Genomic DNA, 17,219 nt, shown 5'->3' with positions numbered 1-17,219 from the left:
TTCGGGCATGATGTCCTGGTGATCTATGTCGTCATTCCGGCCGGTGGCAGCGGCACAAGGCTGTGGCCGCTGTCCCGCGCCGGCCACCCCAAGTTCCTCCACCCGTTCACCGGTACGTCCGCGTCGCTGCTCCAGGCGACGGTCGAGCGGCTGGGCCCGCTGACCACCCCCGAACGCACGATGGTCGTCACCGGCGCCGCGCACGCCGCGGCCGTGGCCCGCCAGCTGACCGGCCTGCCGGAGGAGAACATCCTGGTCGAACCGTCGCCACGGGACTCCTGCGCCGCCATCGCGCTGGCCGCGGCGGTGATCGCCGTACGCGACCCGGACGCCGTGATGGGTTCGTTCGCCGCCGACCACCTGATCGGTGACCCGCAACGGTGGGTGGACACCGTCCGGGAGGCGGTCCGGGGCGCGGAGCAGGGGCTGCTGATGACGGTCGGGATCACCCCGACCCGGCCGGAGACCGGCTACGGGTACCTGCGCACCGGCGAACCCGTCGCTGGTGGTCCGATGCGCCCGGTGGTCGAGTTCAAGGAGAAGCCGAGTGCCGAGGTGGCCGAGACGTATGTGCGGTCGGGCCACTACCTGTGGAACGCCGGCATGTTCGTCTGGCGGGTGTCGGCATTCCTCGCCGAGCTGGCCCGCCAACAGCCCGACCTGCACGCCGGGGTCACCGCCATCGCGAGGGCGTGGGGCTCGGACGAACAGGACGACGTGCTCGGTTCGGTCTGGCCGACACTGACGAAGATCTCTGTGGACTACGCGGTGATGGAGGGCGCGGCCGCGGCCGGCCGGGTGGCGACCGTACCCGGTGACTTCCGGTGGAACGACGTGGGCGACTTCCACACCCTCGGCGAGGTGCTGCCGGCGGATGCCGACGGCAACGTGGTGCTCGCGGGTGACGTCAAGACCGAGGTACTGCTGCACGACAGCAGCGGCATGGTGGTGGCACCGCAGGCCGGTCGGCTGGTGGCCGCCGTCGGCGTACGTGACCTGATCGTGGTCGACACCGTGGACGCGTTGCTGGTCTGCCCGCGCGACCGCGCCCAGGACGTCAAGTCGATCGTGGACGAGCTCAAGAGGCGGGGTGAGGACAAGCTCGTCTGAAGGCTGCCAGGCCCGGCGTGACGAGCCGGGCCGTGCCGCCGGCCAGCGGCTGCGGCAGGTGCTGCGGAGGGAACCAGCCGAGCGCCTCGGACTCGGCGCTCACCCGTTCGGTCGCTCCGGCCGGGGCGAAGACGGCGAAACGTACGTCGTGGTGCAGTGACCCGCCCTGGCAGGCCACCGGGTGCACGTCCACGTCGATAGGCGTCGGATCGATCCGCAGGTCGCTGATGCCGGACTCCTCGGTGGCCTCCCGCAACGCCGCGCCGGCAAGCGTCCGGTCGCCGGGCTCGCAGTGCCCGCCCAACTGCACCCACTTGCGGAACTTTCCGTGCAGGCAGAGCAGCACCTGGGTGCCGGTCGCGTCGAATACCAACGCGCTGGCGGTGACGTGACCGGCCCGGTGTTCCCGGCTCATCGCGATCGGCCCGGCGCCGAGCAGTCTGAGGGTGCTGTCGCTGGCCTCCGCCGCGTCCGGACCTGTCGGCGTCCAGTCGGTGAGCACCGCCACCGCGTCGGCGTGCAGCGCCGTCCAGTCGTCCGCGTCGCCGCGCGGGGATTCGTTCACCAGTTCGGGCGTCGACAACTGCCGCTCCTTCCGTCCGGGCCAGCGTACGGGTGCTGGTGGGACGCTGGTGCGGTGTGGCGGAGCCGGGCGGACGGGCCGGAACCGGCCCAGCGAGATCGGGCGGCACCACCTGCGGAATGTGAGCCGCAGACCCTCGTATGGCACCGCCCGCTCGCGGGCACCCAGCGGGGCGGACACGTTCGACGTGGGTCGCCCCCTGTGGCACGGGAAGCATGGCGGATTCACCTGACGGGCGTCGAGGTCTTTCAGCTGAGGCTTAACTGCCTGAGGCTGACGTGGCCGGGTAGAGTTCGAAGGTCGCCGGGTGACCCCCCAGCCGGGCGACGGGAGTCTGCCCATGCTGAAGATTCATTTCTCCGGCGAGGACATCCTCCGGACCCGGGTGGCTCCGGCGGCTGATCCGGTCTGGGAAGTGGTGCTGAGCCTGCATCTGCTGCCCGGGCGCAGCCGTGACCCGCTGCTGGCCGGTTGGCGCCGCGAGGTTTCCCGCGGGCTGCGCCGCGAGGTGGACGCCGAAGCGCTGCGGCTGCTCTCCACGTTGAGCCCGCCCCGCGGCTACTTTCCGGACTTCCTCACCCCGTACGAGAGCGTGCACGGTTTCGAGGCGGGGATGGAGGCGGTACGGCGTACCCCGGTGCCGTTGCTGCACCGCGATCTGACGCTGCTCGCCAACAGCAACCGGGGCCTGCCCGCCGGTGTCGCCGCCATCGCCCGCGGCGAGCCGGAAGCCCTGACCCATCTGACGCAGACGATGGGCCGCTACCGGGAGCTCGCTCTCGGTCCCTACTGGTCCCGGGTGCAGGGCGCGGTGGAGGCGGATCGTGCCCGGCGCGCCCGAGCCATGCTCGACGGCGGCATCGAGGGGCTGCTGACCACGCTGCGGCCGGGCCTGCGCTGGGAGTCGGGCGTACTGGAGATCCCCACCTACCCACGGAGCCGGGAACTGCACCTGGGCGGACGAGGGCTGCTGCTGGTGCCCTCGTTCTTCTGCGCGAACACGCCCGTCGCGCTGCTCGACCCGGAACTACCGCCGGTGCTCGTCTACCCGGTCGACAAGCTGGGTGGGTTGACCGGGGACGTGCCCGGTGCGGGCGACACCGGCCGCGAGGCGCTGGCCGCGCTGCTCGGCCGCACCCGCGCGGCGGTCCTCGCCGCCAGCGACGACGGCTGCACCACTGGCGAGCTGGCGCGCCGGTTGCGCATCTCGGCGGCGGCGGCCAGCCAGCACACCACAGTGCTGCGGAACGCTGGCCTGTTGGTCAGCCACCGTGACCGCAACACGGTCCTGCACACCCTCACCCCCCTCGGCCGCGCCGTGCTGAACCCCTGAGGTTCCAGCCGCGAGGGGCGAGTCAGAAGGCGAGGGTGGCGGCGGCGGTGGTGCCACCGGGCGGAGGGAGGAGCTGGGTGGGGACGCCCTCTGCCGCGAGGGCGGTGCGCAGACGTTGCACGTCGGTGCCGAAGCGGACCAGCTGGAACGGGCCCACCGGCGTGGGTGGCGAGCAGAGCACCAGGCCTGTCGCGTGGGCCGGCCAACCCGGCACGATGGCGACAAGTGCCGTGCGTACGCCATCGTCGGTGACCTGGGTGAAGACCGTGCCGGGCGCGATCACGTCGGCGATCGAGGCGATTGCCCGGTCGACGGCGGCCGGGTCGGATGCGGCGTCGCCCGGGTGGTCCGGCAGGGTGGCGGCGGTGGCCAGGCCGGCCGCGGTCGCCTCGGCGGTGCCGAGCGAGAACAGGTCCATCGAGGCGTCCCGGACCAGGACCCGCGCACCCTCGCCGTCGCCCGACAGCGGTGCCGTCAGGTAGCCACGGATCACCGCGACCGGCATCTGGTCACACTTGCCCTTGATCAGCTCGCCTGCCGCGGCCAGCTCGTCGATCACCGCCATCTGGGTCAGCACCAGCTCGTTGCCGTACGGGTCGACCTCGCCCCGGTGGTCCCGGATGGCGTCCATCCCGGCGACGCCGAGGGCCACGTCGGTCAACCCGTTCCGCCATGGGCGACCCATCGTGTCGCTGACCACGACAGCCACGTCCACGTCGTACCGATCGCGCAGACCGGCGCGGAGCGCGCGGGCCGACGCGTCCGGGTCCTCCGGCAGCAACACCAGCCGGGTCTTGTCGACATTCGAGGCGTCGATGCCGGCGGCGGCCATCACGAAGCCGTGGCGGGTCTGCACGATCCGGGTCGCGCCACGCGAGGCCACCACCCGTACCGTCTCCGCCGCCAGCACCTCGTCCCGGACGGCCTGCCGATCCGGGCCGTCGGCGGGCACGTCGACAAGTCGCCCCTCGGCCTTCGAGATGATCTTGCTGGTGACCACCAGCACGTCCCCGTCACGCAGCCAGGGTGCCGCGCTCCCGATCAGGACCGCCAGGTCGTCGCCCTCGGTCACGTGCCCGATGCCGGGTACCGGCAGGATCTCCAGTCTCACGTCAACTCCACCGCGGCGCGGACCATGGCCGCCGTCGCCGCCTCGTCGGTCATCAGCAACGGCACCGCGCGGACCGTCACGTCCGGCACCACTGTCGCGGCGTCCTCCTCGGCCACCAGCCAGCCGTCGAGCAGACCACCTGTGGCCCGGCTGCCGTACATCCCGCCGACCCCGCCGGCGGTGCACGCCACGCCGACGACCGCCAGGCAACTGTCGGCCATGCCGCGAACCGGCGCGCCGCCGATGATCGGCGACACGCCCACCACCGGGGCGGGACCGCCGGTCACCGCCTCGCGCAGACCCGGTACGGCCAGGATCGGTGCGATGCTGACCACCGGGTTGCTCGGTGCCACGAGCACCACGTCGGCCCCGGCGATCGCCTCCGTCACGCCGGGCGCCGGCTTCGCCGACTCCGCCCCGACGAAGACGAACCTGTGGGTCCGGATCCGCGCCCGGTACCGCACCCACCACTCCTGGAAGTGGATCGCCCGCTGGCCACCGTCCGGGGGAGCGGAACCGCCTGGTCCGCCGGTCGCGTCGCTGCCCACCGGGGAGCCCGCAGGCTCGCCGTCCCCGCTGACGACCACGTGCGTCTCCAGGCGGTCGTCGGTCGCCGGCAGCAGGCGTACGCCGGGCTGCCAGCGGGTCGCCAGCGCCTCGGTGACCTGGTGCAGCGGATAGCCGGCGTCGAGCATCGTGGTGCGGACCAGGTGGGTGGCGATGTCCCGGTCACCCAGCCCGAACCAGCTCGGCTCGGCGCCGTACGCGGCCAGCTCGTCCTTGACCGTCCAGCTCTCGTCGACGCGCCCCCAGCCCCGCTGCGGGTCGGCGCCGCCGCCGAGGGTGTACAGAACGCTGTCCAGGTCCGGGCAGACCCGGAGCCCGTGCAGCCGTAGGTCATCGCCGACGTTGACCACAGCGGTCACCTCGGCGCCCACCTCACGGGCGTACGCCCGCACCCCCAGCAGGAACCGGGCACCGCCGATTCCGCCGGTCAGAACCACGATGCGCATCAGCCCATCCTCGCCTACGTGACGCCTGCGGCAGCCAGGTGCCCCGGGAGACTAGGCTCACGTCGGCATCTGTCCGCTTTCGCCCCAGGGAGAGTTCGTGACCAGCCCCGCCGAGCCCCCGCCCACCGACCCGACCCCGGCCCGACAGGTGACCGGGCCGCTGCGTGAACTCGTCGCCCTGGTGCTCCTGGGCGCGAACGCCGTCTTCCTCTTCGTGGGGTTGATCCGGCTGTTGACGCCGCAGGGTGCCTACAGCACGGTGACCGGCCGCGCCGCCAACTCGTTCTTCGCCTTCATCGGCATCGAGGCGGTCGTGCTGCCGGTGCTGGCGGTACTGCTGGCCACGCATCTGGCCCCGACCGTCGGGCGGGCGAAACTGATCACGCAGGTGGCGCTCGTCGAGTACGCGGTGAGCGCCGTGCTCGGTGGTCTGACCCTGTTGATCTGGGTGGTCGGCCGGCTGGCCGAGGCGCAGCTCTTCGACGCGATGACCGGCCTGCTCACCCGGGTCGCCTGGGTGGCGTTGTTCGCGGCGGCCGGGTACGTGGTGTGGAGCGTGTGGCAGCGGCTCTACCACGTTCCCCGGCCCAAGCCGGAGCCCGGTCTGTACGGTACGCCGCAGCAGGGCTGGCCGCAGCAGGGCGGCCCGGGTCAGTTCGGTGGCCAGCCCGGCCATCAGGGTGGCGGCTGGGTGCCGCCGGGCCAGTCACCCGGCCAGTCGGGCGGCTGGTCGGGGGCCGACCGGTCCGCCGGCTACCCGGCCGGCTATCCCGGCACCGGTCACCCTGGGCCGGGGCAGCCGTACCAGTCCGGTGCCGGCCAGCCCGGCGGCTACCCGGCGGGCGGCGCGACTCAGGGCGGTCAGGGTTACCAGGGCGGTCAGGGCCAGCAGGGTCACCAGGGCGGTCAGGGCCAGTCGGGCTGGCCGGTCGCCGGGCAGACGCCCTCCGCCGGCGGGCCGCCCGAGTCCCCGCACACCTGGCCGCCGCACGGTCAGCCGGCGGTGCCACCACAGGCGGCGGCACCGTCCTCGCCGGCCGCGCCGCCGTTCGGACAGCCGGCCTCGGCCGATCCGACCCAGAGCATCCCACGCCAGGGCGACCCGGTCGGTGCCGCCGAGCCGACTCAGGCGATCCCCCGGTCCGGCGACGGTGACGCCGACCCGTCGGACTCCCGGTCGGGTGACGCGGAGGCCGACCGCACCCAGCGGATCGACCCGGGGGACCAGCCACGCTGAGCGGGCGTCGCCAGGACACGTGCGGTTGCCCACGGGCGGGGGCCGGACCGGACCGCAGCGCATAGGCTGAGCGGATGGTTGATCAGAGCGAGCGTGGGCCGGGTGACGGCGGCGTACGGCGGGCACTGCGCCGCGCCGCCACCGGGCGGGCGCTCGACGTCGACGAGGCGTCGACCCTGCTGACCGCCCGGGGCGCGGCCCTGGACGAACTGCTCGGCATCGCCGCTGCGATCCGCGACGCGGGTCTGCGGGACGCCGGCCGGCCCGGCGTGGTGACGTACTCGAAGAAGGTCTTCATTCCGCTCACCCGGCTCTGTCGGGACCGCTGCCACTACTGCACGTTCGCCACCGTGCCGCACCGGCTGCCGGCGGCCTTCCTCGACCGCGACGAGGTGCTGGCCATCGCCCGGGCCGGTGCGGCACAGGGCTGCAAGGAAGCCCTGTTCACCCTCGGCGACCGGCCGGAGGAGCGTTGGCCGGCGGCCCGCCAGTGGCTTGACGAACGCGGCTACGGCTCCACCCTGGACTACCTGCGGGCCTGCGCGGTGGCGGTGCTGGAGGAGACCGGCCTGCTGCCGCACCTGAACCCGGGCGTGCTCTCCTGGGCGGAGCTGCAACGGCTCAAGCCGGTGGCACCGAGCATGGGCATGATGCTGGAGACCACGGCCACCCGGTTGTGGTCCGAGCCCGGCGGTCCGCACTACGGCTCACCGGACAAGGAACCGGCGGTGCGGCTGCGGGTGCTCGACGACGCCGGACGGGTAGGCGTTCCGTTCACCACGGGCATCCTGATCGGTATCGGCGAGACGCTCGCCGAGCGGGTCGACGCGATCTTCGCGATCCGGCGTACCCAGCGCGAGTACGGCCACCTCCAGGAGGTGATCGTGCAGAACTTCCGGGCCAAGCCGGACACGGCGATGCGGGGGATGCCCGACGCCGAGCTGCATGACCTCGCGGCAACCGTGGCGGTGGCCCGGGTGCTGCTGGGCCCGAAGGCCCGCATCCAGGCCCCACCGAACCTGATCGCCGGCGAGTACGACCTGCTGCTGCGGGCCGGCATCGACGACTGGGGTGGTGTCTCACCGGTGACCCCGGACCACGTCAACCCGGAGCGTCCCTGGCCGCAGCTCGACGAACTGGCGGCCCGCACCGCGGCGGCCGGCTTCACCCTGCGGGAGCGGTTGACCGTCTACCCGGAGTACGTCCAGGCCGGCGACCCGTGGCTGGACGCTCGGCTGCTGCCGCACGTGACAGCGCTCGCCGACCCGGCGACCGGGCTTGCGGTCGAGGCGGCCCGCCCGGTGGGCCGGCCGTGGCAGGAGCCCGACGAGACCTTCGGCGGGCGGACCGACCTGCACGCCACGATCGACACGGCGGGGCGTACGGACGACCGGCGGGGCGACTTCGACAGCGTCTACGGCGACTGGGCGGAGGTCGCCGCGAAGGCGGCTGTGCCTCCGGCGCGGGCGGGCGTCGAGGACGGTCCGGCACCGGAGGCGGGGTCCGCTGCCAGGGCCGGCCGGCAGGTCACCGCCGGCTCCGGCGACGCCGACCTGCGGGCCGGGTTGCGGTTGGCCGCCGAGAATCCGGCGGCGCTGCTGGAGCCCCGGCACACCGAGGTCGCGCTGGCGCTCTTCGGCGCGGACGGACCGGCCCTCGACGAGTTGTGCCGCACCGCCGACGAGCTGCGCCGCACCGCCGTTGGTGACGACGTGACCTACGTGGTCAATCGCAACATCAACTTTTCCAACGTCTGTTACGTGGGCTGCCGGTTCTGCGCCTTCGCCCAGCGGGAACGGGACGCCGACGCGTACCGGCTCTCGGTGGAGCAGGTCGCGGACCGGGCGCAGGAGGCGTGGGACGCCGGTGCCGGCGAGGTCTGCCTCCAGGGTGGCATCGACCCGAAGCTGCCGGTGACGATCTACGCCGACCTGGTCCGGGCGATCAAGGCCCGGGTGCCGGAGATGCACGTGCACGCCTTCTCGCCGATGGAGATCGTCACCGCCGCCGCAAAGGCCGGCGTGTCGGTGCGGGAGTGGCTGGCCGGACTGCGCGAGGCGGGACTGGACACCATCCCGGGCACCGCGGCGGAGATCCTCGACGATGAGGTGCGCTGGGTGCTCACCAAGGGCAAGTTGCCGACCGCCGCCTGGGTCGAGGTGGTCAGCACGGCCCACGAGCTGGGCATCCGGTCCAGCTCGACGATGATGTACGGCCACGTCGACCATCCCGCGCACTGGCTGGCGCACTTCCGGGTGCTGGCCGGGGTGCAGGACCGCACCGGCGGGTTCACCGAGTTCGTGGCGCTGCCGTTCGTGCACACGAACGCCCCGATCTACCTGGCCGGCATCGCCAGGCCCGGGCCGACGTGGCGGGAGAACCGGGTGGTGCACGCGATGGCGCGGGTGCTGTTGCACGGTCGGATCGACAACATCCAGTGCTCCTGGGTCAAGCTCGGCGACGCCGGCACCGCGGAGCTGCTGCGCAGCGGCTGCAACGATCTGGGCGGCACGCTGATGGAGGAGACGATCTCGCGGATGGCCGGTTCCGGCAACGGGTCGGCGCGTACCGAGGAGCAGTTGCGGGCGATCGCGGCGGCGGCGGGCCGGCCGGCGCGTAGGCGGACGACTGCGTACGGTCACATCACGGCCTAGCGTCGAACCTTCGCCCGCCGCCGGACGTACCTGTCGATGCCGGCGGCGGCACGGCGAGGACCGCCGCCGGCACCCCTCAACGGGGGGCCGGCGTGGTCTGTCGTGACCCCCGTCCGCCATCGCGGGCGCGTGCGCGCCGCCGCCGGAAAGGTTCGCCATGATCACTGAGAAGCGTAAGCGGCGTTTGCCGAAACTGACCCGCCGGCAGACGATCACCGCCGCGGCCAGCGCCACCCTCGGCGCCGCCGCGCTCGCGGTGCCGGGGCTGTCCCTGGCCGGTGACGGCGACAAGGGAGCGGCGGCCGGTCCCGACGAGACGATCGTCGTGCACCTGCGGGACGCACGGTCCGGCACCATGGACGTGTTCGTCGGTCAGTCCCGCATCGAGGTACGCGACCGTGGCCTGGCGGACCGGCTGCGTCGCGCCGCCGCCCGGCGCTGAGCCGTGCCGACCCGCCCCTGCGCCGTGCCGGCCGTTCGGCTCGCCATCGAACCGCCCGCCGCCCCCGTGCGTGCCGCCCGGCGCGTCGTGCCTCGCCGCCAACTCTGAGCGCTTCCGCCGCCCGCCGCAGTGCGCGGGTTCGGCGTTCCCGGCGGGCCCCGGTGCCCGGCCGGTCATCCCGATTGATTCTTTCGCCCAGTGAGGTGGGTCCGTCATGTCTTCACACCGCGAGGCACCGGAGATCGCCAAGGATCCGGTCGCCGATTCCTCCGACCTGTACGCGTTCGTCACTCCGGACCGCCCGGAAACGGTGACGCTCATCGCCAACTACGTGCCGCTGCAGTTGCCGTCCGGCGGCCCGAACTTCTTCGAGTTCGGCGACGACGTGCGGTACGAGATCCACATCGACAACGACGGCGACGGGCGGCCGGATGTCACCTACCGCTTCGAATTCACTACCGAGATCACGAACCCGAACAGTTTTCTCTACAACACCGGGCCTATCGACTCGCTCGACAGCGAGAACTGGAACCGCAGGCAGTTCTACAGCCTGACCCGGATCGTGCGGGGCAAGGAGGAGCGGCTGGCGCGAAAGCTGCCCTGTCCGCCGTGCAACGTCGGTCCACTGTCCACTCCCACGTACAACGAGCTGGTGCGCCAGGCCACCTTCAAGCTCTCCACAGGCGAGCGGGTCTTCGCCGGTCAGCGCGCGGACGGGTTCTTCGTGGACCTCGGCGCGATCTTCGACCTGGGTACGCTGCGACCGTTCCAGCAACTGCACGTGGCCGGGAAGAAGATCTTCCAGGAGGCGGGTGAGCCGGTGAACGCCACGGACCGGTTGAACGTGCACAGCCTGGCGTTGCAGGTGCCGCTGGAGCGGGTGCGCCGCCGCGCCGACCGCTACCACTGGCAGGAGCCCGCCTCGGTCATCGGGGTGTGGACCTCGGCGTCCCGCCGGCAGGTGCGGGTGCTCGGCGACCGGGTGGCGGCCGACACCAACGCCGGACCGTTCACGCAGGTGTCCAGGCTGGGCAACCCGTTGTTCAACGAGGTCATCGTGCCGATGGCACAGAAGGACCTGTGGAACACCCTGCCGCCGTCGGAGGACAAGCGGTTCGCCCAGTTCGTCGAGCGGCCCGAACTGGCGGCCCTGCTTCCGGTGCTGTACCCGGACGTCTTCCCGAACCTGGACAAGCTGAACAGGTCGAAGAAGGCCCGCACGGACCTGGTCGCCATTCTGCTGACCGGCATCCCGGAGGGGCTGATCGACGGCTTCACCAACAGCACCGGCGACCTCCAGGCCGACATGCTGCGGCTGAACACCGCGATCCCGCCGGCCCGCCGGCCGAACCGGTTCGGCGTGCTCGGCGGCGACCTCGCCGGCTTCCCGAACGGCAGGCGGGTGACCGACGACGTGGTGACCATCGCGCTGCGCGCCATCGCGGGCCTGACCGTGCCGCTCGTGGACCGGAAGTTCCAGCCGGACGAGGCGGCGGGGGCGGTGACGCCGGGACTCAGCGCGGCCGACGTGACAGCGCCGTTCCTGCGTAACTTCCCGTTCCTCGGTACGCCCTACGACGGGTTCAACAATCCATCGGCGCAGTCCTGACGCTGGAGGTGGGAGAGAGATGACCGGACACGAGCACTCGCACACGTACGGCCCCTCGGGAACCGGGACCGTCGTCCTCGACCTGGGCGGCGACACCGGTGCCCTGATCATCTACACCGGACGACAACTGCTCGGGCGGGAGATCGAGGTGAGCCGGGCCGACCGGGACGGCGAGCCGCGTACGCACTCCGCCGTGCGCGAGCGTCGGGTCCAGGACGGCACGTTCCACAGTGCGGTCTATCCGGACCTTCCGGCAGGCGTCTATACCGTTTGGTGGGACAGCGACACGCCCGTCGGATCGGTCACCGTGGCGGGTGGCGTGGTCGCCGAGTTCGCGTTGCCGACCAGCGTATCCACAACAACCGACTGACCGCCGCACCCTCCTGCCGACCGCGTCCCGTCCACAATGTGGACGGGACGCGGTCGTCGTTCACCCGCTCGGCGGGCGGCGTTGGCGAAGTCGGGATAACCTTGCGGATCAAGATCAACGGATCTTGGTGAACGGCTTCTCCGGCGTCGGCGCGAAGCTCGATCACTCCCGTGGCGCCTGGCGCGCCACAGGAGAAAACTCGGGCAACTCGCCGGGGAGGGCGTTACTCGGCCGGGGTCTGAATCGATAGGGCAGGGCGAGACCGGGTGGTACGGACGGCCGTCCGGGCGCGTGTCGGGAGGGCGACTCCATTATCAAGTTTGGCTTGACGGCGCACGCATTACACGCGTGTAATTTGAATGGGGTTGTTCGCACGGAACGCACGATAACGGGACCGGACGGACAAAAGCACGCCTTTCGCGTGGGGGGTTGCAGCGGCGACGACGCCGGTGCGCGACAAGGAGGCAACTGAATGGACGGCCAGCTCGAGGCGGCCGACCTGCTCGGAAACGCGCCGGAGTGGCAGGAGCGGGCCCTGTGCTCGCAGACCGACCCGGAGGCGTTCTTTCCCGAGAAGGGCGGCTCGACCCGCGAGGCGAAGCGCATCTGCTCGCGGTGCGAGGTCAAGACGGAATGCCTCGAATACGCTCTCGGCCACGACGAGCGGTTCGGGATCTGGGGTGGGCTCTCCGAACGGGAGCGGCGCAAGCTCAAGCGCCGGGTGGCCTGATCCGACGCGGGAGGGGACGGTTGGGGGCCGTCCCACCCGGATCGGCCGGGCCCTGCCCGGTGAGGGCTGAGCCTGCCGCGATCAGGCCAGCTCGTCCGGGTCGACGCCGAGCAGGTTCGCCACCTGCTCGATGATGACGTCGTGGACCAGGTCGGCGAGATCCTCCCGGTCCATGGCCCGGAACTCCAGCGGTCGCCGGTACAGCACGATCCGGGGCGGCACCTCCTGGCGACCGGGTCGCCCGGGCAGCAGCCGGGCCAGCGGCACCTCGCCGTCCTCCAGCACGTCGGAGTCGTAGACGTTCAGGTCGGGTGGGACGTCCTCGACGGCGAACTCGACCCCGGCCAGCTCCTTGGCGAACCGGCGCTCCAGCGTCTCGACGGTGTCCAGTACCAGGTCGTCGAAGATCTCCGCCTTGGTTCGCGCCAACGGCACGGTAGCCGGCACCAGCCGCCCACGCAGGCCGCGCCCGTGTCGGTCGCGGTGCGTCCGCCGGCCGGTGCCGGGGCGGCGGTTCTCCGGGCTCGTCATGAGCCACAGACTAGCTCCCGGCCCGTCCCGAGCCGGGTCAGCGCCGACCACCTGGCGCGTTGTGGCGCCGGACGAGAAATGTGATCACCAAGACGGGCGTGTCGTAACGCGAACCGGTGCGCCGGAGCCGGTAATGGAGATACCCTGCGCCGGTGAGGTCACCACGGCGCTGCTCCCGCAACGGCTGCCCCCGGCAAGCGGTCGCCACGCTGACCTATGTCTACAACGAGTCGACAGCCGTTGTGGGTCCGCTGGCCGCCTTCGCCGAGCCGCACACGTACGACCTCTGTGAACCGCACGCCCGTAGCCTGACCGCCCCGCGCGGCTGGGAGGTGGTCCGGCACGAGGGCGAGTTCGAGCCGCCGCCGCCCACCACGGACGACCTGGTTGCCCTGGCCGAGGCGGTCCGCGAGGCCGCCCGCCCCGCCCCCCGCCCACCCCAGGACGACCAGAACCACCCCACCGCACCCCCCGCCGGCTCTCCCACCTCCCGCCGCGGCCACCTCCGCGTAATCCCCCCCACCCACTAACCCCCCGGCGCCCTCCTCGCGCGCCCTCCTGCCGTGCGTTGATCATGAGGTTAGCGGCGTTCTCGATCTCTGAACTGCCGCTAACCTCATGATCAACGCGGTTGGTGAGTGGGTGGGGGTTAGAGGCGGGACCAGGCTTCGGTGAGGACGGACCGTAGGATCTGCTCCATCTCGTTGAACTGGTGCTGTCCGGCGATCAGTGGTGGGGCGAGCTGCACGACCGGGTCGCCCCGGTCGTCGGCGCGGCAGTAGAGGCCGGCGTCGAAGAGGGCGCCGGAGAGGAAGCCCCGTAGCAGTCGCTCCGACTCCGCCTCGTTGAACGTTTCCCGAGTGGTCTTGTCCTTGACCAGCTCGATGCCGTAGAAGTAGCCGTCGCCTCGTACGTCGCCGACGATCGGCAGGTCGTGCAGCTTCTCCAGGGTGGCGCGGAACGCCGCCTCGTTGGCGCGTACGTGCCCGACCAGATCCTCGCGGGCGAAGACCTCCAGGTTGGCCAGGGCCACCGCACAGGAGACCGGGTGCCCGCCGAAGGTCACCCCGTGGGCGAACATGCCGGTCTCGGTCAGGAACGGCTCCATCAACCGGTCACTGGCGATCATCGCGCCGAGCGGGGCGTAGCCGGAGGTGATGCCCTTGGCGGTGGTGATGATGTCGGGCTGGTAGCCGTATCGCAGGGCACCGAAGTATTCACCGAGCCGACCCCACGAGCAGATCACCTCGTCGCTGACCAGCAGCACGTCGTACGCGTCGCAGATTTCCCGGACCCGCTCGAAGTAGCCGGGCGGGGGCGGGAAGCAGCCGCCCGAGTTCTGCACCGGTTCGAGGAAGACCGCCGCCACGGTGTCCGGCCCCTCCCGCTCGATGGCCCGCCCGATCTCCTCGGCGGCCCACCTGCCGAACGCCACCGGGTCCTCGCCGTGCTCCGGCGCACGGTAGAAGTTCGTGTTCGGCACCTTGATGCCCCCTGGCACCAGCGGCTCGAAGTCGGTCTTGATGCCGGGCAGCCCGGTGATCGACAGCGCGCCCATGGAGGTCCCGTGGTACGCGATGTACCGGCTGACCACCTTGTGTTTGGTCGGCTTACCGACTCGCTTGAAGTACGCGCGGGCCAGCTTCCAGGCTGTCTCGACCGCCTCGGAGCCGCCGGTGGTGAAGAAGACCCGGTTCAGGTCGCCGGGGGTGAGTGCGGCGATCTTCTCGGCCAGTTCCACCGCCTTCGGGTGGGCGTACGACCAGAGCGGGAAGTAGGCAAGCTCGCCGGCCTGCTTCGCGGCGGCCTCGGCGAGCTCGGTGCGCCCGTGGCCGGCGTTGACCACGAACAGCCCGGCCAGCCCGTCCAGGTAGCGGCGGCCCTGAGCATCCCAGACGTACGTGCCCTCGCCGCGCACGATCATCGGCACCTCTGTCGTGGAGTAGCTCGCCATCCGGGTGAAGTGCATCCAGAGGTGGTCGGTGGCGTTGGCCATGTCAGCCCCATCGGGTCTCGGGCCGGTCAGGGGTCACCGGCCGCTCGTGCCACGGTTATCCCACAGCCTCACGCCTAAAGGCAAGTGCTATCGGTTGGAGATCGGCACTTGCGCAACGGATTTGATGTTCCTGGACGGCTTTAGGCAACGGAATCCGCACTATCTCCCGGCCGGCCCGCTGCGCCCGACCGAACCCAGGCGGCCGTCGCTGGCCCAGCCGGGAGGGTGCCGGCGCGCTCGGGTGCGGCGCTCGGGTCGGGTAGCTCCTGCGCGCCCTTTGCTCTGCTTCACCGGACGCACAGGATTCCGGCGGGAATCGTTGCGTGGGTTGAAGCAGAGCAAAGGGCGCGAGGTGAAGTTGGGTGGGGCGGGGTGAGGTGGCGGGGGAGAAGGCGGACCCGTGTCAGTTGGATGGCGTCGACCGCGATCGGTGCCGTTTCCAGGGCGTCTCGGGGGCATCTGGAGCGCGTCTCGGATGCGCGAAACAGTCCTGACCGCAACACGCCGGCGGCGAGCGGACACAGCCACCCCTGGTGACTAGCGTGCGCCGAAGTGTGACGTGAGCCGGGAGGGCGCGATGGGCAACGGGACAGCGGGCAACGAGGCGCTGCGGGTGGCGATGGCGGACAAGGGTGAGACTGTCGAGTCCCTGGCCGGGAAGGTGGGCGTCGACCCGAAGACGACAGCGCGCTGGCTGGCGGACGGGCGGATTCCGCACCCGAGGACCAGGATCGCGGTGGCCAACCTGCTCGGGCGCAAGGCCGCCGAACTCTGGCCGGAGCCGTTCCGCCGCCGGGATCTGCCCTGGTTCCGGGAGTGGGCGGAACTGGAGCAGGACGCCCGGTCCATCCGGTCGTACCAACCGCTGCTCGTGCCGGGCCTGCTCCAGACCGAGGCGTACGCCCGGGCGGTGCTGGCCACCGGCGGCCTGCTGTCGCCGACGGAGGTCGACGAGATCGTGGCGGCGCGGCTGACCCGGCAGCGGGTGCTGGAGCGGGAGGTTCCGCTCCAGTTCATCGCGGTGCTCGACGAGATGGTGCTGCGCCGGCCGGTCGGCCACGATCCGGGCGTGATGGCCGGGCAGTTGGCCCACCTGGCCGCGCTCGGCGAGCGGGAGTGCGTGCAGGTCCGGGTGATTCCGGCGGAGAACCCGTGGCACACCGGCCTGGCCGGGCCGTTCGTACTGGCTCGGATGCCGGACGGCGCGGAGGTGGCCTATCTGGACAATCAACTGCGCGGTCAGGTGGTGACCGACAGTGCTGATCTTGCTATCCTGGGCGCGAGGTGGGAGAGCGTCACAGGTGAGGCGCTACCCCGTCGACGGTCCATCGACCTGATCAGGGAAGTGGCGACGACATGGAGTTGACCCGCGCCCGCTGGCGCACCGCCACCCGCAGCAGCAACAACGGCGGCGACTGTGTCGAGGTGGCCGACAATCTGCCCGGCCGGGTGCTGGTCCGCGACAGCAAGGACCGCACCGGCGGCACCCTGGCCTTCACCCCGACCGCTTGGCGTGCCTTCGTCGCCGCCGCACGCGGTACGGACTGAGCCTCTCTCTTCCTCGGGGTGTGTGGGCTGATCGAGGCACGACTGGCGGTACGCCTGCTCGCCCTCGGGCCGCCGCTACTGGTGGCCTCGCCCGGCTATGCCGCCGCGGGATGCGGCATGTCGCGGCCTCACGCCCCCCGGATGGAGCGGGATGCGGCATGTCGAGTGGATCAAGCGGCTCGGGTGGGTCAAGCGGCGTGAGCGGATCAAGCAGCCGGCGAGCCGGGTGGGTCAGGCGGTGCCCCAGCTGTAGGTCTGCTTGCGTAGCTTGAGGTAGACGAACGCCTCGGTCGACAGCACCCCGTCGACCGCGCGCAGTCGTTGCAGGATCTCCAGCAGGTGTTCGTCGTTGCGGCAGACCACCTCGGCCAGCAGGTCGAACGAGCCGGCGGTGATCACGACGTAGTCGACCTCGTCCAACTCGGCGAGGCGGTCGGCGACGCTCTCCAGGTCGCCGTCGGTGCGTAGCCCGATCATCGCCTGCCGGGGGAAGCCCAGTTGGAGCGGGTCGGTCACCGCGACGATCTGCATCACTCCGGCGTCGAGCAGGCGCTGCACGCGTTGGCGTACCGCCGCTTCGGAGAGTCCCACCGCCTTGCCGATTGTGGCGTACGGGCGGCGGCCGTCCTCCTGCAACTGCTCGATGATCTGCTTCGCCACGTCGTCGAGCAGGGCGTGGCTGGCGCCCTCGCGCACGCTGACCCGGCGTCCACCGTTGCCGCCGTCCTGCTGCCGGTTCGTCATCGACCGCTCCCCATGTCGCTCACCGGGGTGAGCCTAGCGTCATCGGTCACTCTGGCGTAATTCGTCGTGAGGGGCTATCCCGGCAACGGAATCCCTTGTGAGTGAGGTTCTCTCATGTCAGGATCAGTCGTCTATCGCCACTGACCCTCCAGCCCTCAGCCGGCGCGCCCGCCCCCGTTCCGCCGCCGACGATCACCCATAGGAGTCG

At 71.4% G+C, this 17,219-nt stretch carries 17 protein-coding genes; 11 read left to right on the top strand and 6 right to left on the bottom strand.

Translation table 11 applies throughout. The features are described 5' to 3' along the window. Positions 1–18: 18 nt before the first annotated feature. The gene (locus tag Van01_RS22885) at positions 19–1,110 is read left to right on the top strand and encodes a mannose-1-phosphate guanylyltransferase (protein WP_204011243.1); all 1,092 of its coding nucleotides are present in this window, start codon (positions 19–21) and stop codon (positions 1,108–1,110) included. On the opposite strand, the gene Van01_RS33225 is transcribed toward Van01_RS22885, so the two are convergent. Beyond that, positions 1,079–1,693 (bottom strand): NUDIX hydrolase, encoded by a 615-nt coding sequence (locus tag Van01_RS33225; protein ID WP_373306283.1) that lies wholly within the window; start codon positions 1,691–1,693, stop codon positions 1,079–1,081. The genes Van01_RS22885 and Van01_RS33225 overlap by 32 nt on opposite strands. Positions 1,694–2,033: 340 nt before the next feature. On the opposite strand from Van01_RS33225, the gene Van01_RS22875 reads away from it, so the two are divergent. After that, positions 2,034–3,026, top strand: a complete 993-nt coding sequence (locus tag Van01_RS22875; RefSeq protein WP_204011241.1) for an ArsR/SmtB family transcription factor — start codon at positions 2,034–2,036, stop codon at positions 3,024–3,026. Positions 3,027–3,048: 22 nt separating this feature from the next. Here Van01_RS22875 and Van01_RS22870 read toward each other — a convergent pair whose 3' ends face one another. Together Van01_RS22870 and Van01_RS22865 are read right to left on the bottom strand one after the other, a co-directional pair. Next, positions 3,049–4,137: a coenzyme F420-0:L-glutamate ligase gene (locus Van01_RS22870; protein ID WP_204011240.1), complete on the bottom strand. Its 1,089-nt coding sequence runs from the start codon at positions 4,135–4,137 to the stop codon at positions 3,049–3,051. Then, entirely contained in the window at positions 4,134–5,150 is a 1,017-nt protein-coding gene (locus Van01_RS22865) for a 2-phospho-L-lactate transferase CofD family protein (protein ID WP_204011239.1), read from the bottom strand. Before Van01_RS22865 ends, Van01_RS22870 begins: the two co-directional genes overlap by 4 nt. A gap of 97 nt (positions 5,151–5,247) precedes the next feature. Here Van01_RS22865 and Van01_RS22860 point away from each other — a divergent pair, with 97 nt between their 5' ends. The 6 genes from Van01_RS22860 (at position 5,248) to Van01_RS22835 (ending at position 12,192) form a co-directional block, all read left to right on the top strand. Beyond that, positions 5,248–6,387, top strand: coding sequence for a hypothetical protein (locus Van01_RS22860; RefSeq protein WP_204011238.1), 1,140 nt, complete (start codon positions 5,248–5,250; stop codon positions 6,385–6,387). A gap of 74 nt (positions 6,388–6,461) precedes the next feature. Continuing rightward, positions 6,462–9,041 carry a bifunctional FO biosynthesis protein CofGH gene (locus Van01_RS22855; protein WP_204011237.1) on the top strand — a complete coding sequence of 860 codons (2,580 nt, stop codon included), beginning with the start codon at positions 6,462–6,464 and terminating at the stop codon, positions 9,039–9,041. Between the two features lie 157 nt (positions 9,042–9,198). Next, a complete protein-coding gene (locus Van01_RS22850) occupies positions 9,199–9,483 on the top strand; it encodes a hypothetical protein (RefSeq protein WP_204011225.1) in 285 nt (94 codons plus the stop codon). 214 nt (positions 9,484–9,697) lie between these two features. Then, positions 9,698–11,092 (top strand): DUF4331 domain-containing protein, encoded by a 1,395-nt coding sequence (locus tag Van01_RS22845; protein WP_204011222.1) that lies wholly within the window; start codon positions 9,698–9,700, stop codon positions 11,090–11,092. A gap of 19 nt (positions 11,093–11,111) precedes the next feature. Continuing rightward, positions 11,112–11,462: a phospholipase gene (locus tag Van01_RS22840; protein ID WP_204011219.1), complete on the top strand. Its 351-nt coding sequence runs from the start codon at positions 11,112–11,114 to the stop codon at positions 11,460–11,462. A 472-nt stretch (positions 11,463–11,934) separates the two neighbouring features. Continuing rightward, complete coding sequence (locus Van01_RS22835; RefSeq protein ID WP_092380743.1) at positions 11,935–12,192, top strand: WhiB family transcriptional regulator; 258 nt, start codon at positions 11,935–11,937, stop codon at positions 12,190–12,192. An 81-nt stretch (positions 12,193–12,273) separates the two neighbouring features. Here the strand turns inward: Van01_RS22835 and Van01_RS22830 are convergent, their stop codons facing one another. Continuing rightward, positions 12,274–12,723 (bottom strand): metallopeptidase family protein, encoded by a 450-nt coding sequence (locus tag Van01_RS22830; RefSeq protein ID WP_099847483.1) that lies wholly within the window; start codon positions 12,721–12,723, stop codon positions 12,274–12,276. A 152-nt stretch (positions 12,724–12,875) separates the two neighbouring features. On the opposite strand from Van01_RS22830, the gene Van01_RS22825 reads away from it, so the two are divergent. Then, a complete protein-coding gene (locus tag Van01_RS22825) occupies positions 12,876–13,253 on the top strand; it encodes a DUF3499 domain-containing protein (RefSeq protein WP_204011217.1) in 378 nt (125 codons plus the stop codon). Positions 13,254–13,372: 119 nt separating this feature from the next. Here Van01_RS22825 and Van01_RS22820 read toward each other — a convergent pair whose 3' ends face one another. Continuing rightward, positions 13,373–14,719 carry an aspartate aminotransferase family protein gene (locus Van01_RS22820; protein WP_204011215.1) on the bottom strand — a complete coding sequence of 449 codons (1,347 nt, stop codon included), beginning with the start codon at positions 14,717–14,719 and terminating at the stop codon, positions 13,373–13,375. 577 nt (positions 14,720–15,296) lie between these two features. Here Van01_RS22820 and Van01_RS22815 point away from each other — a divergent pair. Both Van01_RS22815 and Van01_RS22810 read left to right on the top strand, forming a co-directional pair. Further along, the gene (locus Van01_RS22815; RefSeq protein ID WP_204011213.1) at positions 15,297–16,085 is read left to right on the top strand and encodes a helix-turn-helix domain-containing protein; all 789 of its coding nucleotides are present in this window, start codon (positions 15,297–15,299) and stop codon (positions 16,083–16,085) included. Further along, complete coding sequence (locus Van01_RS22810; RefSeq protein WP_204011211.1) at positions 16,076–16,267, top strand: DUF397 domain-containing protein; 192 nt, start codon at positions 16,076–16,078, stop codon at positions 16,265–16,267. Before Van01_RS22815 ends, Van01_RS22810 begins: the two co-directional genes overlap by 10 nt. A gap of 231 nt (positions 16,268–16,498) precedes the next feature. On the opposite strand, the gene Van01_RS22805 is transcribed toward Van01_RS22810, so the two are convergent. Next, a complete protein-coding gene (locus Van01_RS22805; protein WP_099847478.1) occupies positions 16,499–17,011 on the bottom strand; it encodes an Lrp/AsnC family transcriptional regulator in 513 nt (170 codons plus the stop codon). Positions 17,012–17,219: the final 208 nt, after the last annotated feature.

Origin of the sequence: Micromonospora andamanensis (assembly GCF_016863495.1) — a bacterium.
Classification (GTDB): domain Bacteria; phylum Actinomycetota; class Actinomycetes; order Mycobacteriales; family Micromonosporaceae; genus Micromonospora; species Micromonospora andamanensis.
Note: the sequence above shows the minus strand (reverse complement) of the source record. Positions and strands in the feature narration are given on the sequence as shown.